The organism is Chromobacterium indicum, from assembly GCF_039708975.1.
Taxonomy (GTDB): domain Bacteria; phylum Pseudomonadota; class Gammaproteobacteria; order Burkholderiales; family Chromobacteriaceae; genus Chromobacterium; species Chromobacterium piscinae.
Genome location: NZ_JAYFSJ010000008.1, coordinates 37,963 through 59,257 on the forward strand (window position 1 = coordinate 37,963; position 21,295 = coordinate 59,257).

Consider the following 21,295-nt stretch of genomic DNA (forward strand, 5'->3'; position numbering starts at 1 on the left):
ATCCTCCTCAGGCCGGCAGCGGCATGGCGGCGTAGTCCATCACCTGCAGCTGCTCGAACACCCGCTGCACCCGCGGACTGAGCAGGCCCATCTCGCGTATGGTGGGCACCAGGCGGCGGAAGATGGAGCGGCGCATCGAGCTGGTGACCGGGGAGTTCCGCACCAGGTGTCCGCACTCTTTCTTCGACAGGCCCATCGGCTCCCAGATGTCGTCGGCGCACAGGTGTTCATGCAGGGTGTGGGCGCCTTCGGCGACGAACTCCTCGCGCTCCTTGCGCTCGGTGTCCGTCATCTCCTTGTAGACGCGGCACAGCGTGATGCGGCCGATGGCGAAGTGGCGGGCCTCGTCGCGCTGGATGCGGGTGACCAGGTCGCGGATGAACGGGTCCTGGGTGTAGGCGACGATGCTCTGGAACAGCGACAGCGCGATGCCTTCCACCAGCACCTGCATGCCGAGATTGGTGATGTCCAGATGGCTGCTGGTGATGGTGTCGCCCAGCAGGCTCTTCAGCGACTGGCTCATCGGATAGCTGATCGGCAGCTTGTCGTTGACTAGGCGGCCGAAAGCCTCGATGTGGCGGGCTTCGTCCATGATCTGGCCGGCAGCGCACAGCCGCGCCGACAGGCTTTCCTCGGCCACCGCCAGCTTGGACGCGCAGATCAGCGCCGCCTGTTCGCCGTGCAGCACCTGGGACAGGGTCCAGCCTTGCGAATGGTGGCGCACTTCGGCCCGGCCCTTGGCGTCCAGCTTGTTCCAGACATCGCTGCCGTAGATCAGCAGCGTGCCGTCCGGCATGCCCAGCGGGTTGTCGGCGCTCAGCTCGCTGCTCCAGTCGAGATCGGTGTTGACGTCCCACTGGTTGGCCTTGGCTTTCTGGTAAATGGCGTTCAGGCTGTCGTCGCCGAAGTCGTAGTTTTCGGACATGAATGCGTCCAGCGCGAAGTTCCATTTATACGGCTGGGCGGCATCCATCCGCGTCTCTAGCGTCGCTTGCATATCGATTCCTCTATCGCGTGGCGTCGGCGGCAGGGCCGCCGTCGGTCAGATCCAGAAAGCGGGGCGCCAGCGCGTCCAGCGCGGGCAGGAGCAGGGCGGCCGGATCGGGCTGGCCTGCGTTCCAGAAAGCCAGGCGCAGCGTGTTGTCGCCGGCGTCCCACAGGTCGCGTCGTACGCGCTCGGCGGCGATCCAGGCCACCGGCGCCGGATCGAGGCCGGCGCGCTGCGCGGCCTCCCGCGCCAGGCCCGCTCCCACCGTCACCCGCGCGTCTAGCAGCGAGGCCGGCAGCGCCAGGTCCATCGCCGGCAGCCGCAGCTGCACGAACAGCCGGCAGCGCTCGCCCAGTCCAGGCCATGCTTGCCGGACCAGGCGGTCCAGCAGCGCGTAGTACTGGCGGTGGTTGACCAGCACCGGCGCCGGGTTGGCGCGCGCGTAGGCGTGGCGGCGCGCGTAATCCTGTGTTTCAAGCAGCGGCAGATTGACGCTGGCGCAAGGCGCGGCGCGGCCGTGGTCGGGGTTGCGCGTCAGGCGCAGCGCCAGGGTTTGCTGCGGTGTCATGCGGCCTCCAGCGAGTGGCGCAGGTCCGGCGCGAAGGCCAGTTCGGCGATGGAGAAATAGCCGTTCAGCGCCAGCGAGGCCAGCACGCAACGCCCGCCGGCGTAATCTTCTCCAGCCTCCATTTCCGCCAGCAGCGATAGCCACGGGTCGCTGCCGAAGGCATGGCCGAAGCGAGGGTAGTGGTCGGGGTGGGCGGCGGCGGCGTTGAAGCTCTTGAATAGCGCATGGCGGGTGGCTTCGGGGAAGAAGGGCAACGCCAGCGGGGTGCCGGGGCGGGGCACGGTGAAGCGGCCCAGCGCGCGGCCCATCATGGTCAGCGCGTGCGCTTGGGGCGCGGTGCCCAGCAACAGCGCGCCGTCGTCGCCGTCCGGGTGGATGTCCAGCAGCAGCGTGGCGATGCCGAAGCCGGAGCGGCCCCAGCGGCTGGTGCCGCGCCAGAAGGCGAAATTGTGGATGTCGACGTCGACGATCTGCAGCAGCAGTCGGCGCGGGCCGGTCAGTCTGGCCTTGTCTTTGACGTGGCGCAGGATATAGCCCCAGCCGGTGCATTCGTAGCCATTGGTGATCCAGTCCGGCTCGCGGCCGCAGCCGTCGGCGATGGCTTGGCGGAAGCGTTCCGCTTCCGGGGTGTCGTCGGCCAGGTACTGGGACAGCACGGTGGAAGTGACGATGTAGTCGTCGATGCGGGCGCCCGCCGCATGGCGGTCGGCCTCGACGCCCGCGCGTCGGCCGAGTTCGGCGGCTGCTTCGGCCAAGGGCACCGACGCCGAGACGAACGGCGTTTCCGTCTGGCGGTAGGCGACGACGTCGACCCGGAAAGCGGGCGGCGTTTGCGGTTCGGTCATGGCGGTCCCCGGCCTAGGCGTGGCGATCAGGCGGTTTGCTGCTGCAGCTGGGCGTCCAGCTGCTCCAGCGTGGTGAATTGGGTGATGTTCAGCTGCTCCGGGTCGATCGAGCCGTACAGCTGCTCGCAGAACACGATCAGCTCGACGACGTTCAGGGAGTCGATGCCCAGCTCGCCGAGGCCGACGTGGGTGTCCACGGTTTCCACGTTCAGGATCTTGGCGGTTTCCTTGCGCAGCATTTCCAGGGTGTTGATGGTTTCGGACATGGTGTTTCTCCTAGTTGAGGGGGGGATCAGGCGTTTTGCGCGCGCGCGGCGGCGCGCAGCTCGTGGTAGCAGCGGTAGGAGCTGCCTTCCATCTTGGTGAAGGCCAGCAGGTCGCGCTGGTCGGCGAAGCGTTCGACGGCGCCGCTGGATGCCAGATGCAGCAGCAGTTCATTGGAGGCGAACTTCAGCGCAAGCACCTTGTGCACGTCCTCGGCGGCGTAAGTGCCGGTCTGGGTCTTGGCGCGGGCGGCGGCGGCGATGAAGTCGCGCGCCGCGCGCTCGTCCTCGCCCAGCCGGAGCCGGCCCTGGCCGTGCAGCCATTCGACGTGGGCCATCAGCGCGCGAACCAGGTAGGGCCGCACCGTGGTCAGGTATTTGTTCAGCGCCGCCGGGCCGCCGGCCTTCAGCTTGTCGGCGGCGGCCACCGTCACTTCGCCGCGCACATTGCCCAGCTGCACCACGTCGTCGAGGAAGCTGTCGCCGCATAGGCTGCGCTGCAGCGTCGCGTACTGTTCGGGCCAGACCAGGAAAGCAGATGGGAAGAAGCTGCCCGGAGTACGCGCGGCGACGATGGCCATGCCGTCCAGGTTGGCATACATGCCCCAGACCTTGTCTATGCGCAGCTTGAAGCCATCGCCGTCGGGCTGGGCCACGGTGCGCCAGCTGCCCAGCGTCGGGCCGCCGGCGTCGCTCATCAGGAAGCGCAGATTGTTGCCGCTGTCTATGCAGGCGCAGGCCCGGTCGTATTGGTCCGGCGTCAGGAACAGCGAAAACAGGATGCGGGCGAAGGTGCGCATGAAGGGCTTGTAGTGCGGCGCCAGGCCATCGCGGCGTATCTGCCCCAGTATGCTTTCGCTGAGCGCGTGCTCGCGGTGCTCCAGCGGCACCGGCGCGTGCGCGCTGGCTTCCGGCGCGGCGAATGGCTGCGCCGTCTGCCGGATCAGCATGTCTGAATCCAGCAGACGGGCCGAGGCGCGCGCCACGATGGCGGCAAGGCCGGCTGGCGCTTCGCCGTAGCTGCGCAGCCGCTGCAGCACGGGCTGGGCGGCCAGTTCCGGCAAGCTGGTGGCCTGAGTGGCGGGCGCGGTGGCGCCGTCCGCCAGCGGAGTGGTGGTGTGCATGGGGCTTCCGTTTGATTGTGAGGGTAGGGCGCGGGGGCCGCCGTCAGGCCGTCGTCGCGGTTTCCTGATCCACGTCGCGCAAGGCCTGTTCGATGTAGAGGCCACGGCATTTCAGCCTTTGCAGCTTGCCGCTGGTGGTGCGCGGCAGGCTGCCGTTGGCGACGAAGACGATGGCGTGGGCGCCGAAGCCGAAGCGCTCGCGCAGCATGGCTTGCAGTTCGGCCCGCAGCGCGGTTTGCTGGTCTTCGCGATCGAATTCGATCATCGCGATCAGGTTCTCGGTGCCCTGGGTTTCGTCGTAGACGCCGGTGGCGGCGATGGCGTTGCCGCCTGCCAGCAGCGGATGGGCGGCCAGCGCGTCTTCTATTTCGTGGGGAAAATAGTTGCTGCCGCGGATGATGATGATTTCCTTCTGCCGGCCGAGCACGAACAGCTGGCCGTCGGCGAGATAGCCCAGGTCGCCGGTGGCGAACCATTCGCCCGGCCGGTAGGGCTCGTTCTGCCCTTCGGCGGGAAGATAGCCGGACATCAGCGAACTGCCGCGCAGCTGGATCTCGCCGATCTTGCGGGCCGCGGCCTCGGCGCCGTTGGCGTCGACCACGCGCAGCGACATGCCGGGAATCGGCTTGCCCATCGCCAGCACCGTTTCCGCGGCGCGCGTCCGCGCGTCGGCGGGGCGGGCGACGGCGTCAGCGACGAGGGCGTCGGAATCGATCCGGTCGGGAATCAAATAGGTAAACGACTGGCGGTCGTAACCGGCGGTGGCGTCGTGCATGGTGGCGGCCAGCGTGGTTTCCGCCATGCCGTAGCACGGCTGCAGCGCGGAGCGGGATAGCCCGTGCGCTTCGAACACCCGGGAAAACTCCTGCAGGCAGGCTAGGTCGACCCGCTCGGCGCCGATGAAGATGTTGCGCAGGCAGGAGAGATCGACGTCCTGCATGGACGCGGCGCGGTAGCGGCGCACGCAGTATTGCAGGCCGAAGGTGGGCGTGGCCGTGGTGGTGGCGCCGAAGGAGGCGATGCGCTTGAGCCAGCCCAGCGGATTGCGGATGAAGCCGGACGGCTGCATCAGCAGCAGCGGCGCCTGGTAGTAAAGATTGGACAGCAGCGTGACCAGGCCCATGTCGTGGTAGAGCGGCAACCAGCTGGCGGAGGCGTCGCCGCGCGCCGGATCATAGCCGACGACGCCGCCGATGCCGCGCACATTGTCGATGACGTTGCGGTGGCTCAGCACCACGGCTTTGGGGCGGCCGGTGGAGCCGGAGGTCAGTTGCACGTGGTGGGCATCGTCCGGGCTGGCGCGGAAAGGCTGGATTGAACCGGCGGCCTCGGCTGCCAGCTCCACCTCCATGGTGGAGAGCACGCGCACCGGCAGCCCGGCGAGTTGTTGCCGCAGGATGTCGGCCTGAGGCGGCGCCGCGATCAGCAGGCGCGGCGAGAACAGCCGGCAGGCGAGATGGATCTGGTTGCGCGAAGAGTCGGCTTGCGTCCGGCCCGGCAACGGCGCGGTACAGGGCAGGGCGCCTAGCAGCGCGCAGCCGGTTTGCAGCAGCAGATGGTCGATGGAGGCGGGCAGTGCCAGGATGATGAGATCGTTGCGCGACGCGCCCAATTCGCGCAGGGCCGCGGCGACGGCCAGCGCGCGCCGGGCCAGATCGGCATGGGAGATTCGTTTTTCTTCGCCATTTTCCTCAAATATGGCGATGTGTCGCTCTACGCCCGACTGGGAATGTTCCAGCGAAGATAGAATGGCGTCCGTCATTGATGCGTGGGTCTGCAATTTCCGAATCTCCTGCAGTTCTACTAAACGTTATTCTGGCGTTGCATCATGCGGATAAGGGTTTGATTTTATTTTTTATGAAATTATCATTTTATTTTTTCGAAAATAATACGACCACGTTGCTTTGGTGTGACCTGTTATCTAGGACAGGTTTTTGAGTATATTTCTGGGTTTGTTTTTCGAAAGTTTTGAATGGGAAAACGAGAAGCTATATTTCTCGTTGATCAAATTCATGCCGGATTTTTAGCTGAAATAAGCCAAAAATTGGCTGAAAAATTTACCCTCTATTGGATTTGTGATTGAAAGATATGGTTTGGAAGCTGAGGGGCGTGATTTGATGCGTGATGGCTGGAGGGGGGATGGCCTCTTCGATAGTTAGGCGCGGAGTGTCATGTAATTATTGGCAATGTTATCTAGGCTAATTGGAATTGTTAGTTTTGTTCTAATGATTGATATTTTCCAGGCGCAGGGAAAATGGAAGTGCAGTGAAATATTAATGGCATTGTTATTAATGTTGGTGCGGAAATCGGATTGCTATTGGGATCGTTGGAATGCCACAAATACTGGTTGACAGTTTCTGCGAAGCTTGATCCGGGTAGAGGATCCCCGGCGGAGATCGTGGCGGTAAGCCGCCACGGTATGGGAATTCAGGGCCGAGGATTGCCTGGCGCGGCGTCGGCGCTCAAGCGAGCCATCATCAGGACGTTTTTATAGCGGCTATCGATGCGTACTGCGTTGCGCTTGCGGCCTTCCAGTTGGAAACCATGCTTTTCGTAAAGCTTGATCGCGTTGAGATTATCTTCATGCACGGTCAGCTCCAGACGGCGGAGGCCGCGCTGTTCCGCTAAGTGCAATGTGCTTTCCAGCAGCCACCCGCCCAGGCCCATGCCGCGGTAGCGGGGAAGCAAGCCCATGCCCAATGTGCCGCCATGCTGACAACTGGGAAGGCGATGAAGGGTGACATCGCACCACCCGACGACCTGGTTGCCGTCCAGCAACAACAAATGCGGCGCTTGGCTGGCTAGTTGGCTGCGCACGTATTCCGCCGAGTCCGCTTGCGCGATTTCCAGAAATGGCATGTAGCGCCGCTCTCTGGCCACGCTGTCCGTCAACTGCCAGAACGCCTCGGCGCGCTCGGGGGTGAGCGGTTGCAGCGTGTATGGGGCGGTGTATGGGCTGGGCATGACGGCATCTCCTGAATCGGGGCCATCATTCTGCCGAAGCGAAAATGCCAATGCAATAATCTGTTGGGTCAGGCCGCCGCGCCGTCGCTGGCGATCACGCCGCGGCAGTGCGCTTCCAGCGTGCCGATCTCGTCCAGCACCGCGTCGATGTCGCGGCGCTGCTCTTCCAGCTGGCGCCGCCGGGCCAGCAGCAGGTCCAATAGCTTCTGGGACTGGCTGGCTTCGTCGTGGGCCAGCTGGTACATGTCTATGATTTCGCGGATTTCCGCCAACGACAGGCCGATGCGCTTGCCGCGCAGGATCAGCCTCAGCCGGGCGCGGTCGCGGCGGGTGAACAGGCGTTGGCGGCCGTCGCGCTGGGGCTCGATCAGGCCTTGCTCTTCATAGAAGCGGATGGTGCGCAGGGTGACGTCGAATTCGCGCGCCAGGTCGGAGATGGTGAATAGTTCGGCTTGGTTCATGGATTTCCTTACAGGCGCGATTGTAGCGTTTTTCCCACGCGGCTTGCTGAAAGCTTGATTTACGTTTACGTAACCGTCAATTGTTCATTCAAGATTTGAAGAGCGCCGTTGCCGAAAAACCGCATCGCAAGCGCTGCGGCCAGTCATGATCGACAGGGGGAATGAGTGTCCCGTTAGGCGAGGCGGGCCAGCAGGGTATTGAAGAATGCGTGGCCGCGTGGATTCAGATATTTGCCTGAAGGCGCGTTTCCGGGCAGCGGGGCCTATGTGTCGGATCATGATGTGGAGCGAGGGGCACGGCTCAGCCATTTTGTTGAGTGAGCAGGTTGATGAAGGAGGCTTGCGCACCTTGTTCTGAGCTTGGCGCCAGGTGTTCGTACCGCGTCAAGAATGCGGGACCACAGAAGGCGTCCCGCATCTGGCGGATAGGAGGAGACGGCAGCTAAGACTGCCGTTGACGACTCCTGAGCGTTTTATCGCACTACCCATACTTGATTATCGTTGCCTGACATGCAATCCCATACCTGAACGTTGGTGCCGTTCGTGGTCCCGCCGCCGCTGACATCCAGGCATTTGCCGCCGACCCAGACAATCCTGCCGGGAAAGTTGGAGTCGGTCGACCATTGCTGATTGCGGTTGCCTGCTTGGCAATCCCAGATTTGGACATTGGTGCCGTTGGCGGTGCCTCCGCCGGAGACATCCAGGCATTTGCTGGTGCCTGCCCAAATGATTCTTCCCTGGCTGAGTATCCATTGCTGGTTGCCGTTTCCGGGCTGGCATTGCCACATCTGGACATTGGTGCCATTGGCCGTGCCGCCTCCGCTGACATCCAGACAATTGCCGCCATGACCGATCACCGTGGCGGCATGCGCAGCGACGCTGAACAGGGATGCGCTCCCAAGTATGGCCAAGCCCATCAATACGGAATGTGTCGTTTTCTTCATGTCAATCTCCAAATCAGAGAGTCAATCAGGATTCGTTAGCGGTCACATTTGATATCGAAATATCCGGCTTCGGTTTCCTGATATGGCTGGAGACGTGGAGCATGGGTGTTTCTTACTGCCGATGGCTGCTTATCGGCGCAACATGACTGCCAGAGCGAATGCTTTACTGCCACGTGAGTATGGAGTCTGATTTTGTCCATTCAAGTTGGTATGTTTACTGATGTAAGTTATTGTTTTTAATGGGTAAGTGATTCGTATTGCCGAAGGGAAAATACAGATGGATAAAGCGGCGTTCAGGGAATCGTGGCTGACATCGGAAAGCTAGTGGCATTGCGTCGCAATGAGGGAGAGCTCTGTAGCTCTGGCAAGCAACTGAGGCATTGCGGAGGGCTGCCAGGGCTGATAAGGGGCAAAATGCAATGTCTTCGCGGGGAGGGGGCGTGCGAGTCGCTTGGACGCAGCGAAGACGCGGTGTGAAATCATCACTGTTCTTTTTGCCAGGGATGGAACGCCCATTGCAAGACTCATCGCTACATCGAGCTTGTCGGTTGTTTCCCGATGCCTGCCATCGGCAAAATCCAGAAATGCCTGATGTGGAGGACGATGGTGGAAAAGTTGAGTCTGAACGACGCCAGGATGGCCTGATCGAGGACAAGAACGCTAGTCGAAATGCGAGGCCGCCGCCGCGCTTTTGGCTTACAATGCCGCCAGACCAGATACATCCAGAGGAATCACACCATGACCGCAACCGTTTTCAATGACGCAGACCTGACCCGTCTCGAAACTCTGCTGACTCCGCTGTCGGCCAGCGGCAGCACCATGCGCCCGGACGAGGTGCAGGGCTTCTTCTCCGCACTGGTCAGCGGTCCGGACGCGGTGGACACTGACTTCTGGCTGCCGGAAGTACTGGGCGACGCGCCGGCTTTCGAAAACCAGGCCGACGAAGTCGAGCTGAAGGCCCTGCTGCAGAAACTGTTCGATGCCACCCGCGACGCGCTGGCGGCGGGCGAAGAGCTGGACCTGATCCTGTACGCCGAGGAAGACAGCGGCGAAGAGGGCGAGCCGGACTACTGGCCGTGGGCCAACGCCTACCTGTACGCGCTCGATCTGGTCGACACTGACTGGTTCGAAGTGGCGGAAGAGGATGAGGGCTTCGAAAGCCTGATGATGCCGATGCTGGTGCTGGGCGGCGCCTTCGAGGACGAGGAAGGCGGCGAAGATTTGCTGACTTTCACCGACGAAGAAGTCGACGGCTACAAAGGCGAGCTGAGCGACGCGCTGGCCGCGGTGTTCGCCTACTGGCGCGCCAAGGACCAGGCGCCCACCACCGTTCGCCGCGAAGGCGACAAGGTGGGCCGCAATGATCAGTGCCCGTGCGGCAGCGGCAAGAAATACAAGGCCTGCTGCGGTGCCAACTGAGGCGACAGTCAGTACCATGGCAAAAGCGGACTTCGGTCCGCTTTTTTGTTTTCTGCCGCTGCGGGACCCGGTTTGGCAGGTTGGTATGGCGCTGGCCGGAAGCCTGTGCGGGTGATAGAACGAAATCATGGCGAGAGGGGCCGGCGGTCCAGGGAGGCGGCGATGGATTGGAAAACGTGGTTCTGCGGCGTAGCGGCCGCTTTGGCCGCCGCCGCTTCGCTGGGCGCGGAGGTGGCGTCGATGCGGATTCAGCTTCCGGAAGGCGCGCGCGATTATCTGCGGGTGACGCCGCATTCCTTGCCGGCAGGCAAGCGTCCGCTGGTGATTCTGCTGCATGGGCACGGCGGTTCGGCGCGCCAGCTGCTGGGCCTGGAGGCGGGCGCGGCGCCGCTGTCGCAATGGATGGAGATCGCCGACCGCGAAGGCTTGCTGCTGGCGGTTCCCGACGGCGCGCGTGGCGGCGACGGAAAGCAGGGTTGGCATGATTGCCGGGCCGACGCGGCCAAGAGTCCGCAGACCGACGATGTTGGCCTAGTCGCCGCCATCATCCGGCGCGAGGTTGCCGAGCGCGGCGCCGATCCGGCGCGAGTCTATGCAATGGGCATGTCTAATGGCGGCATGATGGTCTTCCGCCTGGCCAGCGAGTTGGGCGATGGCCTGGCGGCTTTCGCCACCGTCGGCGCGTCGATGGCGCGCAGCAGCGGCTGCGCCGCGCCCAGCCATCCCTTGTCCGCGCTGATCATCGCCGGCACCGCAGACCCGGTAGTGCCCTATGCAGGCGGGCAGGTTCGCCTGTTCGACGAGAAAGGTCGGGGCGAGGTGATGCCGGTGGCGGACAGCGCCGCGTTTTGGCGTCGGCTGGACGATCTGCCGGACATCCCGCATGTCACCGCGCAGCTGCCGCATGCGAGCGCCGGCGATCCGACACGGGCCACGCTGACGCAATGGGGGGAGGATGGCCCGGGGCGCAGAGTGTTGCTGCTGACCATCAGCGGCGGCGGCCATGTCGAACCCAGCGTGGCCCACCGGGTCGGTACGCTCTACACGCATCTGCTGGGGCATCAGAATGGCGATGTGGAGTCGGCGGAGCTGGCCTGGAAGCTGTTTCGCGACCAGAGAAAACCGTGAGCTCATCGCCGTCGGAGGCCCGCGGCCTTGAGATTCGAGAGGAGGGGCTAGACAGCCAGCAGCCGTTCCTCGAACAACTGCTGGGTCAGCAGAAGCAGGCCCTGCAGCTGGCCGGCGACGACGGGCGTATAGACGTTCAACTGGCGCAGCACCTGGCAGGTTTCCTGATAGCCACGCTCCAGTCCGGAGCGAGCCAGCGGAGCGAACGCCTGCAGCAGCGCTTGAGAGGATAGGTCTTCGCGCTGCCGGCGATAAAGCTCCAGCAGGATTTCCATGCCCAGCAGCAGGCGCTGGCTGTGGCTGCCGCCGGTCAGTTCGTTTTCCGGCGGCAGCACCGGTTCGACGTCCAGGCCGGCCAAGCGGGAGATTTGATCCATGGCCGCGCTGAACAGCAGCTCGGCGGCTTGCGCGCCCTGGCTGAGGCTGATGTCGGCGCTGTCCTCTCCCGCGGGCTTGCCGCCGTGCTGGCCGGTCCGGTATGAGACAGCGAACGGCTCATGATTGCCGGCCGGCCGCGGCTGCACGCCGCGGATCGGTTGCACGGCGATATCATTATCCTCCGCCATCGCCGTCTCCCGCAGGCTCAGCTAGCGCTGGCCTGGCTGGTTCCCGTCCCGGACGAGGCCGATTGGGCGCTGGAGGACAGGTTGCTTTTCAGGAAGGCGTCCAGGCCTTTTTCGACCAGGTCCTTGGTCTTTTCCACCCCGCTTTGCACGTCGCCGTTGAATACCTTGAGGCTTTTCAGGATGTCGGTAGCTTCGCCGTAACCCTGTTCGAAGCCCTGGCGGATCAGGTTGACGAAGTTTTTGGCCTGGTCGTCGGCGCTGAGTTCGGGATGCTGTTGCTGGTACAGCGCGAACATGCTGGTGGCGCCGTCCAGGATGCGCTTGGAGGTGGCTTCCGGCGAGTTGTCGTCGCTCTGGCCGTCCTGCTGGATGGAAATGCTCAGCTGGGTGCTGCTGATCTGCAGAGACGCGCTGCCCTGAGTTTGCTGCGAGCCATCCTGGCTGGAGAAATCGGCGTTGAGAATCTGGGTGATATTGGTGAGCGAGGCGTGGAACAGCAGGGTTTGAGACTGCTTGCCGCTGCTGATCGACACATCCAGCGATTGCACCAGCACCGAATTGAGCTGGTTGCGGGAGTTTTGGGCGCTGTAGGCGGCAGTCTGGGCCGGGAGCGCGCTGCCGGCCTGGCCGGGCTGATTGTTGTTCAGAGAGGATATCGACATCACGGACTCCTGTCGGCGCGTCGTTATTTGGCTGGCGCACGCTTGTGGTGGTTAAGAAGACAACTCCAGTATGCCCCGATATCGGCAATCCGGCCGAAAACTTGGGGGTGGGGTGGGCAAGTAAGTGATTTTGCTGATTAAAATGACACAGGCCGCGCCTGGGCGCGGCCTGTGCAACAACGATGCGTCGATGCTTAGAAGACGAAGTGTTCCTCGTCCAGCGCCATCAGCGGCTTGGCGCCGGCCTTGATGCTGGCTTTCAGCGCTTCGGCTTCCGGCAGCAGCTTGGCGTAGTAGAAGCGGGCGGTGGCGATCTTGGCGTTGTAGAACGCGTCGTCGCCCTGGCCCAGCTTGGCGAACGACACTTCTGCCATGCGCGCCCACAGCCAGGCGTAGGTCAAGTGGCCGATCAGGCGCAAGTAGTCGGAAGCTGCCGCGCCGGCTTCATCCTTGTCCTGAAGGCTGGCCATGCCCACGCCCATGGTGAGCTCGCCCACTTCCTTCATCAGCTTGGCGAGAGGATTGGCGAATTCGCCCAGTTGGGGGTGGCCTTCGTGCTGCTGGCAGAACTTGTGGATCAGCTTGGTGAACTTGCGCAGCTTGGCGCCCTGGTCCAGCAACACCTTGCGGCCCAGCAGGTCGATCGCCTGGATGCCGTTGGTGCCTTCGTAGATCTGCGAGATGCGGGCGTCGCGCACCAGTTGCTCCATGCCCCATTCGCGGATGTAGCCGTGGCCGCCGAACACCTGCACGCCGTGGTTGGCGGCGGCGAAGCCGTTATCGGTCATGAAGGCCTTGGCCACCGGGGTCAGCAGCGCGACCAGGTCGGCGGCGTCGGCGCGCACGGCGGCGTCCGGATGCTTGTCCTCGATGTCCAGCTGCAGCGCCAGCAGGCCGGCCAGCGCGCGGCCGGCTTCGGTGTAAGCTTTCTGGGTCAGCAGCATGCGGCGCACGTCGGGGTGGACGATGATAGGGTCGGCCGGCTTGTCGGGGCGCTGGGCGCCGTTCAAGGCGCGCATCTGCAGCCGCTCGCGGGCATAGGCCAGCGCGCCCTGGAACGAGGCTTCGCCCAAGCCCAGGCCCTGCATGCCGCAGCCGAGGCGGGCGGCGTTCATCATGGTGAACATGCAGGACAGGCCCTTGTTGGCTTCGCCGATCAGCCAGCCCTTGGCGCCGTCCAGATTGATCACCGCGGTGGCGTTGGCCTTGATGCCCATCTTGTGTTCCAGGCTGCCGCAGGCGACGGCGTTGCGGCTGCCGTCCTTCAGGTATTTGGGCACGATGAACAGCGAGATGCCCTTCACGTCCTTGGGCGCGTCCGGCAGACGGGCCAGCACCAAGTGGATGATGTTGTCGGACAGGTCGTGCTCGCCGGCGGAGATGAAGATCTTGGTGCCGCTGATGAGGTAGCTGCCATCGGCTTGAGGCTCGGCTTTGGATTTCAGCAGGCCCAGGTCGGTGCCGCAGTGCGGCTCGGTCAGGCACATGGTGCCGGTCCAGCTGCCGTCCACCAGTTTGGGCAGGTAGGTCGCCTTCTGCTCGTCGGTGCCGTGGGCGTGGATGGCGGAATAGGCGCCGTGCGACAGGCCCGGGTACATCGACCACGCCACATTGGCCGAGCATTGCATCTCCATGATGGGGAAGCCCAGGCTCTTGGGCAGGCCTTGGCCGCCAAAGGTCGGGTCGCAGTCCAGCGCCGGGAAGCCCAGCTCGCAATACTGCTTGTACGCTTCCTTGAAGCCGGCTGGAGTGGTGACAGATTTGGTGGCGCTGTCATAGTGACAGCCTTCCTCGTCGCCCTGGCGGTTCAGCGGCGCGAGTTCGGATTCGCAGAATTGGGCTGCTTGTTCCAGGTAGGCGCTGAAGATGTCCTGGGTGGCTTCTTCATATCCCGGCAATGTGGGGATGATGTCCTGTACCTTGATCAACTCGTTGAGAACGAAATCAAAATCGCGCAGGGGGGCTTTGTAAGCGGGCATTCGGTTTCTCCAGTTGGTTGGCGCCGCCTGGTGCGTGCCAAGGCGATACGTTGTTATGATGAGACCCTGTGTAGGCTGGGGTATTCATTCAAACGCTTGTTTAAATTATTCCCGGGATTTTGACAACTAAATCGCGCTCGCGCCTTGGCGGGGGTGTGGTTTAACGGCAACGCGACGGCAAGAAATGGAATGACCTGGCTTAAACGCAAGATGCGCCGCTTTTCGGCGGCGCGGCACAATTGGTTCGCGCGCCCAGGCATGCGGCGGCTGGCGCCGTATCTGGACCGGCCGGCCTATTGGTCGTTCAATCGCCGCAAGGTGGCGATGGGCGTGGCGGTAGGGCTGTATTCGGGCGTGATGCCGGGCTTCACGCAAAAGGCCACGGCGCTGGCGCTGGCCTTGCTGCTGCGGGTGAACATTCCGGCGGCGATGGTGGTTTCGCTGTACAGCAATCCGCTGACCGTGCTGCCGCTGTACTATTTGGCCTATTGCTATGGACGATGGCTGCTGGGTTCGGATGCGGCGGCTACAATGACGGCGCCCCCGGGTTTGCTCGCGCTGGGGCCGGCGGCCTGGGTGCGGCAGACGCTGGGGTGGTTGATTGATTTGGGCTGGCCGCTGCTGGTGGGCATGCCGGCATTGGGAGCGACCCTGGGCGCGGCGGGATATCTGGCCACCCGGGTATTGTGGCGCTGGGCGGTGGTCAGCGCATGGAACGATAGAAAGGCGAAGTGTGGATCTCGTTGAAAAACGGTTGTCGTCGGAACTGGTCTATCAGGGCGGATTCATCAGCGTGCGCAAGGACCGGGTAGCCCTGCCGGATGGCAACGAATCCTCGCGCGAATACATTCTTCATCCCGGCGCGGTGGCCGTGCTGGCGATCACGCCGGAGGGCGAGCTGGTGCTCGAGCGGCAATACCGTTATCCGGCTGGCCGCGAGTTCATCGAGATACCGGCCGGCAAAATCGACCCGGACGAAGCGCCGGAGCAGACCGCCCGGCGCGAGCTCCTGGAGGAGACCGGTTACCGGGCAGGCCGCTGGACCTATCTGGGCACCGCGCATCCCTGCATCGGATATTCCAACGAAAAAATCAGCTATTACCTCGCGCAAGAACTTATGCTTAGCGAGAGGCAACTGGACGCCGGCGAGTTTCTGGAAGTGCTGACAGTGCCTCTGGACGCCGCGATGAACATGACGCTGACCGGCGAAATTTGCGACAGCAAATCCATTGTCGGCCTGCACTGGCTGGCGGCCTATCTGGGCGGGAGGATGCGGGGTGTCGAGATTTGACGCGTATTACGACCGGCGGCGCGGCCGCCGGGTCAGCATGGGGTGCAAGGCCCGCATCAAGTCGCTGCTGAGCGGGCAGACGTTTTACGGGGAGTGCGTGGACTTGTCGGTGGACGGCATGGCCCTGCGCTCTGCCTTCGTGCCGCAATTCGGCGAACGGCTCAGCGTGATCGTGCTGGTGCCCGGCGTTGGCGCCACTTCGGGCAAGCCGTTCGAGGCCGAGGTGGAGGTCAAACGCTGCAATGAAGTGCAGCGCGGACTGATTTATGAAATAGGCGTGCGCATTCTGGTGCGGAAAACCTGAGCGGCGAGATATTCATCGCTTTTCCGCACTAATTTCAGTAGGCATTACAAGAATTTACTAAGCTTCATCTATTGTTACAAAAATCCGCAATTAAAAAAATCCATTGATTCAAAGGCTTCCCCCGCACAATGTTCTCGGCACTGCCTGAACCCGGTTCAGACCGGCTTTTGTCCGGTTGATTGGCGCTGCTATGCTATACCCAAAATAGAACCGGAGACACAGTCAGTACTCTAATTCAGCAAGGGGAAAGGCAGATTGCGAGTTGCAGCGCGCCCGGCCCCTGCTACCAGCCAGGAGAGAGTCATGCACCCGGATATCTTCAGTCACTACGCAGTGCGATACGACAAGACCCGCGAGGAGGAGTACACGATCCAGGAGTACCTGGAGCTGTGCAAGAAAGATCCGGGGGCTTACGCCACCGCGGCCGAGCGCATGTTGACCGCCATCGGCGAGCCCGAGTTGGTGGATACCCGCCACGATTCGCGGCTGTCCCGCATTTTTTCCAACAAAGTCATCAAGGTTTACCCGGCGTTCCGTGACTTCTACGGCACGGAGGAGGTGATCGAGCAGGTGGTCGCCTATTTCCGCCACGCGGCCCAGGGCCTGGAAGAGAAAAAGCAGATTCTCTATTTGCTGGGGCCGGTGGGCGGCGGCAAATCGTCGATCGCCGAGAAGCTGAAAGAGCTGATGGAGCTGGTGCCGTTCTATTGCCTGAAGGGCAGCCCGGTCAACGAGTCTCCGCTATCGCTGTTCAGCTACGATGAGGACGGTTCCATCCTGGAGGAGCAGTATGGAATCCCGCGCCGCTACCTGAAGCCGATTCCCAGCCCTTGGGCGGTGAAGCGCCTGCACGAGTTCAACGGCGATATAGGCCAGTTCCGCGTGGTCAAGCGCTATCCGTCGGTGTTGCGCCAGGTGGCCGTAGCCAAGACCGAGCCGGGCGACGAGAACAACCAGGACATCAGCTCGCTGGTGGGCAAGGTGGACATCCGCAAGCTGGAGAAGTACGCGCAGGATGATCCGGACGCCTACAGCTACTCCGGCGGCTTGTGTCTGGCCAATCAGGGCCTGCTCGAGTTCGTCGAAATGTTCAAGGCGCCGATCAAGGTGCTGCACCCGTTGCTGACCGCCACCCAGGAAGGCAACTTCAAGGGCACCGAGGGCTTCGGCGCGATTCCGTTTGACGGCATCATTCTCGCGCACTCCAACGAGAGCGAGTGGAAGCAGTTCCGCAACAACAAGAACAACGAAGCCTTCCTCGACCGGATCTACATCGTCAAGGTACCTTATTGCCTGCGCGTGGCCGAGGAAATCAAGATCTACGACAAGCTGATCCGCAACTCCTCGCTGGGCAAGGCGCCGTGCGCGCCGGGCACGCTGAAGATGATGGGCCAGTTCGCGGTGCTGTCGCGTCTGAAGGAACCGGAAAATTCCAGCCTGTACAGCAAGATGCAGGTGTACGACGGCGAGAATCTGAAGGATACCGACCCCAAGGCCAAGTCGCTGCAGGAATACCGCGATTACGCCGGCGTGGACGAAGGCATGAGCGGTTTGTCGACGCGCTTCGCCTACAAGATTCTGTCCAAGGTGTTCAACTTCGATCACAGCGAGGTGGCCGCCAATCCGGTGCACTTGCTGTATGTAATAGAGCAGCAGGTCGAGCGCGAACAATTCCCGGCTGAGACGGAACAGAAATACCTGACTTTCCTGAAGGAATATCTGGCGCCGAAATACGTTGAATTCATCGGCAAGGAAATTCAAACCGCCTATCTGGAAAGTTATTCCGAATACGGGCAGAACATTTTCGACCGATATGTGACTTTCGCCGATTACTGGATACAGGATCAGGAATATCGCGATCAGGATACCGGCGAAATTTTCGACCGCACGTCTCTTAATGCCGAACTGGAGAAAATCGAGAAGCCCGCGGGAATTTCCAATCCCAAGGATTTCCGCAATGAGATCGTCAACTTCGTGCTGCGGGCCCGCGCCAACAACGGCGGCAAGAATCCTACCTGGACCAGCTACGAGAAGTTGCGCACGGTGATAGAGAAGAAGATGTTCTCCAACACCGAGGAGCTGCTGCCGGTGATTTCCTTCAACGCCAAGGCTAGCACCGAGGATGCCAAGAAACACGAGGACTTCGTCAACCGCATGGTGGAGAAGGGCTATACCGCGAAGCAGGTGCGGCTGTTGTGCGAGTGGTACCTGCGCGTGCGCAAATCCTCATAAGCCGCCCGAGCCGGCCCGGCCAGCGCCGGGCCGGCAGGAGGCGCCGGATCCGCGCGGTCCGGCGACAAGGAGACACAACCGCGCGCGGCGATCGGCACGGCTTCCTGCGGGACGCCGGCAGCCGCCAGCAGCGCGCCAGAGAGGTGGCGATGTCCCATATCATAGACAGACGCCTCAACGGCAAGAACAAGTCGGCGGTCAATCGTGAACGCTTTCTTCGCCGTTTCAAGGCGCAAATCAAGGAAGCCGTCTCCAAGGCGATCAAGGGGCGGAGCATCACTGATATCGAGAGCGGGGAAAAGGTATCCATCCCGGTGAAGGACATTTCCGAGCCCAGCTTCCATCATGGAAAGGGCGGCGTTTGGGAGAACATTCACCCTGGCAATGAGGAGTTCATCAAGGGGGATCGCATGCCGCGGCCCCAGGGCGGTGCCGGCGGCGGCGGCAGCAAAGCCAGCCAGGACGGCGAGGGCGAGGATGATTTCGTGTTCCAGTTGTCGCGCGAGGAATTCATGAACGTGTTCTTCGACGACCTGGCCCTGCCCAACCTGGTCAAGACGCAGCTGATGGGCATCGAGGAAATGAAAACGGTGCGCGCCGGCTATACCAACGACGGCACCCCCACAAATATCAACATCGTTCGTTCGCTGCGCGGCGCGTTGGCGCGTCGGGTGGCGATGGCCGCGCCGACGCTCAGCAGCATAGACGAGGCGGAAGAGGAGCTCGATACTCTGATCGAGTCCGACGACGACAACGCGATGGAAGTGCGCGACAGGCGGCAGCGCATCCACCAGATGAAGGAGCGGCTGGCCAGCATTCCGTGGATCGACCCGTTCGATCTGCGCTACAACAACCGCGTCAAGCAGCCCAAACCGACCAGCCAGGCGGTGATGTTCTGCATCATGGACGTGTCCGGTTCGATGGACGAGCAGAAGAAGGACATGGCCAAGCGCTTCTTCATCCTGCTGTACATGTTCCTGCAGCGGAATTACGAGAAGATCGAAGTCGTGTTCATCCGCCACCATACCAGCGCGGTTGAGGTCAATGAGCAGGATTTCTTTCATTCCCGCGAGAGCGGCGGCACCGTGGTGTCGTCGGCGCTGAATCTGATGAGCGACGTCATCCGCAAGCGCTACGCCAGCAGCGAGTGGAACATCTACGCCGCCCAGGCGTCCGACGGCGACAACTGGGACAGCGACTCGGCCAATTGCGGCCGTATTCTGGAAGAGAACCTGCTGCCGTACTGCCAGTATTTCGCCTACATCGAGATCACCGAAGGCGAGCCGCAGAACCTGTGGTACGAGTACCTGAAGGTCAAGGCTCAGTGTCCGCAGTTCGCGATGCAGAAAATCCGCTCCGCATCCGACATTTATCCGGTGTTCCGGGAGCTGTTCAAGCGCCAGCCGGCGAATGGGAGGGTGTCGGCATGAAACGGACGCGCAAGGGGGAGGGCATGACGCCGATTTCCACAGGGTCGGAATGGACTTTCGACCTGGTCGGCGAATACGACCGAGCGATACGAGAGATCGCCGTGGGCGAATTCAAGCTGGACGTGTATCCCAACCAGCTGGAAATCATCACCGCCGAACAAATGATGGATGCCTATGCCTCGGTGGGCATGCCGGTCAATTACAACCACTGGAGCTACGGCAAGCACTTCGTCTCCACGGAGAAGAGCTACAAGCGCGGCCAGATGGGGCTGGCTTATGAAATCGTGATCAACTCCAACCCCTGCATCGCCTATCTGATGGAAGAGAACTCCATGATGATGCAGGCGCTGGTGATCGCCCACGCCGCCTATGGGCACAACAGCTTCTTCAAGGGCAACTACCTGTTCCGTTCCTGGACCGACGCCTCGGCCATCATCGACTATCTGGTGTTCGCCAAGAGCTACATCATGAAGTGCGAGGAGCGCTATGGCATCGACGAGGTGGAGGAGCTGTTGGACTCCTGCCACGCGTTGATGAATTACGGCGTCGACCGCTACAAGCGGCCGCAGAAGCTGTCGCTGGCCAAGGAGCAGGCGCGCCAGGAAGAGCGCGAGCACTATCTGCAGATGCAGGTGAACGACCTGTGGCGCACGATACCGAAGCGCGACAAGGATGGCGGCGACAAGATGCCGCCGCGCTTCCCGGCCGAGCCTCAGGAGAACATCCTGTACTTCATCGAGAAGTCGGCGCCGCTGCTGGAGCCCTGGCAGCGCGAGGTGGTGCGCATCGTTCGCAAGGTGGCCCAGTACTTCTATCCGCAGCGGCAGACCCAGGTGATGAATGAGGGCTGGGCGACATTCTGGCACTACACCATCATGAATCGTCTTTACGACAAAGGCCTGATCACCGATGGCTACGTGCTGGAATTCCTGCAGAGCCATACCAATGTGGTGTCTCAGCCGCCGGTCACCGCGCGCTGGTACAGCGGGATCAATCCCTATGCGTTGGGTTTCGCGATGTATCAGGACATCAAGCGCATCTGCGAGGAGCCGACCGACGAGGATAGGGCCTGGTTTCCGGATCTGGCGGGCAGCGACTGGCGGGAGTCGCTTGAGTTCGCGATGCGAAACTTCAAGGATGAAAGCTTCATCTCCCAGTACCTGTCGCCCAAGCTGATCCGCGATTTCCGCTTCTTTTCGATCCGCGACGACGACCGCGACGACAAGCTGGAGATTTCCAGCATTCACGACGAGGAAGGATATCGGGACATCCGCAGCAAGCTGGCCGAGCAATACAATCTGGGCTCGCGCGAGCCGAATATCCAGGTGTGGTCGGTCAATATGCGCGGCGACCGCAGCCTGACGCTGCGCCACACCATGCACAACCGCCGGCCGCTGGAGGAACAGAGCGCGCAGGAAGTGCTGAAGCATGTGTGCCGGCTATGGGGTTTCGACGTGCGGCTGGAGAGCGTGGACATCAACGGCGAGGTCAAGCAGGTGTACGAGGTGCAGGCGGTGAGAGAGACTGAAACAGCCTGAAGACTTTGGGGATGTGAAACGAAACGGATGGCGCGGGCGCGCCGTCCGTTTTCTTTTCCCTGTCAGTTTGACCGGGAGGCCGGCCCGGCTCCAGGCGGTGATCAGGCGGTTCCGGCCACCGGCGACAGCCGGCAGTGGGAGCGGTCTTCGAAGCTGCCGTTGGGTTCGCCCCAGGCCTGGGCGTACAACAGTTGGCCATTGGCCTCGACGCGGATGGTGATTTCCTGGCGGAAATGCTCGCTCAGGCTGCGGGGGCCGCTGGCGAACACCACTTCCAGCACTCCGTGTCCGCCCTCCGCCTGGCGTATCGCGGGGTGGGCCAGCACATAGGGCAGCTCGTCCATCACCGGCCACAGGCACAGCGTGCCATCGGGCAGGTAGCCGAGCAGAGTGGTTTCTCGATGCAGGATTTCGCCGTCGGTGCCGCTGGCCGTGTAGTGCAGCAGCAGCGCGCGCTGGCCGGGCAAGGCCTGCCAGTGCAGGCAGCCGGTGAAGGTCTGGTCTTCGTGGTTGATGCCTTCGCCACAGAACTGGTTGGGAAGCGATTGCAGAGCGGCTAGCAGCGGCATGACTTCTCTCTTCCGGTTGT

Annotated in this window: 21 protein-coding genes; 8 read left to right on the forward strand and 13 right to left on the reverse strand. The window is 62.3% G+C overall.

Annotated features, from left to right (window positions below; translation table 11 throughout):
* Nucleotides 1-7: 7 nt before the first annotated feature.
* The 9 genes from VA599_RS12055 to VA599_RS12095 form a co-directional block, all read right to left on the reverse strand.
* Nucleotides 8-997 carry a ferritin-like domain-containing protein gene (locus VA599_RS12055; protein ID WP_031296074.1) on the reverse strand — a complete coding sequence of 330 codons (990 nt, stop codon included), beginning with the start codon at nucleotides 995-997 and terminating at the stop codon, nucleotides 8-10.
* Nucleotides 998-1,007: 10 nt separating this feature from the next.
* On the reverse strand, nucleotides 1,008-1,556 hold the full coding sequence (locus VA599_RS12060; RefSeq protein WP_346788751.1) for a hypothetical protein: 549 nt from the start codon (nucleotides 1,554-1,556) through the stop codon (nucleotides 1,008-1,010).
* The gene (locus VA599_RS12065) at nucleotides 1,553-2,401 is read right to left on the reverse strand and encodes a hypothetical protein (RefSeq protein WP_346788752.1); all 849 of its coding nucleotides are present in this window, start codon (nucleotides 2,399-2,401) and stop codon (nucleotides 1,553-1,555) included. The genes VA599_RS12060 and VA599_RS12065 overlap by 4 nt, the downstream gene beginning before the upstream one ends.
* A gap of 26 nt (nucleotides 2,402-2,427) precedes the next feature.
* On the reverse strand, nucleotides 2,428-2,667 hold the full coding sequence (locus VA599_RS12070) for an acyl carrier protein (RefSeq protein WP_021476263.1): 240 nt from the start codon (nucleotides 2,665-2,667) through the stop codon (nucleotides 2,428-2,430).
* Between the two features lie 26 nt (nucleotides 2,668-2,693).
* Nucleotides 2,694-3,788, reverse strand: a complete 1,095-nt coding sequence (locus tag VA599_RS12075; protein WP_346788753.1) for a hypothetical protein — start codon at nucleotides 3,786-3,788, stop codon at nucleotides 2,694-2,696.
* A 43-nt stretch (nucleotides 3,789-3,831) separates the two neighbouring features.
* Nucleotides 3,832-5,550, reverse strand: a complete 1,719-nt coding sequence (locus tag VA599_RS12080) for an AMP-binding protein (protein ID WP_346788754.1) — start codon at nucleotides 5,548-5,550, stop codon at nucleotides 3,832-3,834.
* A gap of 665 nt (nucleotides 5,551-6,215) precedes the next feature.
* Nucleotides 6,216-6,752, reverse strand: coding sequence for a GNAT family N-acetyltransferase (locus VA599_RS12085; RefSeq protein ID WP_346788755.1), 537 nt, complete (start codon nucleotides 6,750-6,752; stop codon nucleotides 6,216-6,218).
* A gap of 68 nt (nucleotides 6,753-6,820) precedes the next feature.
* On the reverse strand, nucleotides 6,821-7,213 hold the full coding sequence (locus VA599_RS12090) for a MerR family transcriptional regulator (RefSeq protein WP_346788756.1): 393 nt from the start codon (nucleotides 7,211-7,213) through the stop codon (nucleotides 6,821-6,823).
* A 473-nt stretch (nucleotides 7,214-7,686) separates the two neighbouring features.
* The gene (locus VA599_RS12095; RefSeq protein ID WP_081665967.1) at nucleotides 7,687-8,157 is read right to left on the reverse strand and encodes an RICIN domain-containing protein; all 471 of its coding nucleotides are present in this window, start codon (nucleotides 8,155-8,157) and stop codon (nucleotides 7,687-7,689) included.
* A 738-nt stretch (nucleotides 8,158-8,895) separates the two neighbouring features.
* Between VA599_RS12095 and VA599_RS12100 the strand changes: the two genes are divergently transcribed.
* Together VA599_RS12100 and VA599_RS12105 are read left to right on the forward strand one after the other, a co-directional pair.
* The gene (locus tag VA599_RS12100; RefSeq protein ID WP_021476270.1) at nucleotides 8,896-9,576 is read left to right on the forward strand and encodes a YecA family protein; all 681 of its coding nucleotides are present in this window, start codon (nucleotides 8,896-8,898) and stop codon (nucleotides 9,574-9,576) included.
* 162 nt (nucleotides 9,577-9,738) lie between these two features.
* Nucleotides 9,739-10,704, forward strand: a complete 966-nt coding sequence (locus tag VA599_RS12105) for a CE1 family esterase (RefSeq protein ID WP_346788757.1) — start codon at nucleotides 9,739-9,741, stop codon at nucleotides 10,702-10,704.
* Nucleotides 10,705-10,751: 47 nt separating this feature from the next.
* On the opposite strand, the gene VA599_RS12110 is transcribed toward VA599_RS12105, so the two are convergent.
* The 3 genes from VA599_RS12110 to VA599_RS12120 all read right to left on the reverse strand — a co-directional run bounded on the left by VA599_RS12110 (nucleotide 10,752) and on the right by VA599_RS12120 (nucleotide 13,911).
* A complete protein-coding gene (locus tag VA599_RS12110) occupies nucleotides 10,752-11,270 on the reverse strand; it encodes a DUF5610 domain-containing protein (RefSeq protein WP_346788758.1) in 519 nt (172 codons plus the stop codon).
* A 17-nt stretch (nucleotides 11,271-11,287) separates the two neighbouring features.
* Nucleotides 11,288-11,932, reverse strand: a complete 645-nt coding sequence (locus VA599_RS12115; protein WP_346788759.1) for a DUF5610 domain-containing protein — start codon at nucleotides 11,930-11,932, stop codon at nucleotides 11,288-11,290.
* 194 nt (nucleotides 11,933-12,126) lie between these two features.
* Nucleotides 12,127-13,911 (reverse strand): acyl-CoA dehydrogenase C-terminal domain-containing protein, encoded by a 1,785-nt coding sequence (locus tag VA599_RS12120; protein WP_346788760.1) that lies wholly within the window; start codon nucleotides 13,909-13,911, stop codon nucleotides 12,127-12,129.
* A 189-nt stretch (nucleotides 13,912-14,100) separates the two neighbouring features.
* On the opposite strand from VA599_RS12120, the gene VA599_RS12125 reads away from it, so the two are divergent.
* The 6 genes from VA599_RS12125 (at nucleotide 14,101) to VA599_RS12150 (ending at nucleotide 20,706) form a co-directional block, all read left to right on the forward strand.
* Nucleotides 14,101-14,658 carry a DUF2062 domain-containing protein gene (locus VA599_RS12125; RefSeq protein WP_346788761.1) on the forward strand — a complete coding sequence of 186 codons (558 nt, stop codon included), beginning with the start codon at nucleotides 14,101-14,103 and terminating at the stop codon, nucleotides 14,656-14,658.
* Nucleotides 14,645-15,202, forward strand: a complete 558-nt coding sequence (locus VA599_RS12130) for an NUDIX domain-containing protein (RefSeq protein ID WP_021476276.1) — start codon at nucleotides 14,645-14,647, stop codon at nucleotides 15,200-15,202. Before VA599_RS12125 ends, VA599_RS12130 begins: the two co-directional genes overlap by 14 nt.
* Nucleotides 15,189-15,506: a PilZ domain-containing protein gene (locus tag VA599_RS12135; protein WP_104946755.1), complete on the forward strand. Its 318-nt coding sequence runs from the start codon at nucleotides 15,189-15,191 to the stop codon at nucleotides 15,504-15,506. Before VA599_RS12130 ends, VA599_RS12135 begins: the two co-directional genes overlap by 14 nt.
* Nucleotides 15,507-15,809: 303 nt before the next feature.
* Entirely contained in the window at nucleotides 15,810-17,738 is a 1,929-nt protein-coding gene (locus VA599_RS12140; RefSeq protein ID WP_021476278.1) for a PrkA family serine protein kinase, read from the forward strand.
* Between the two features lie 149 nt (nucleotides 17,739-17,887).
* A complete protein-coding gene (locus VA599_RS12145; protein WP_021476279.1) occupies nucleotides 17,888-19,168 on the forward strand; it encodes a YeaH/YhbH family protein in 1,281 nt (426 codons plus the stop codon).
* On the forward strand, nucleotides 19,165-20,706 hold the full coding sequence (locus tag VA599_RS12150; protein WP_234004346.1) for a SpoVR family protein: 1,542 nt from the start codon (nucleotides 19,165-19,167) through the stop codon (nucleotides 20,704-20,706). Before VA599_RS12145 ends, VA599_RS12150 begins: the two co-directional genes overlap by 4 nt.
* A 101-nt stretch (nucleotides 20,707-20,807) precedes the next feature.
* On the opposite strand, the gene VA599_RS12155 is transcribed toward VA599_RS12150, so the two are convergent.
* Nucleotides 20,808-21,275: a hypothetical protein gene (locus VA599_RS12155; protein ID WP_021476281.1), complete on the reverse strand. Its 468-nt coding sequence runs from the start codon at nucleotides 21,273-21,275 to the stop codon at nucleotides 20,808-20,810.
* Nucleotides 21,276-21,295: the final 20 nt, after the last annotated feature.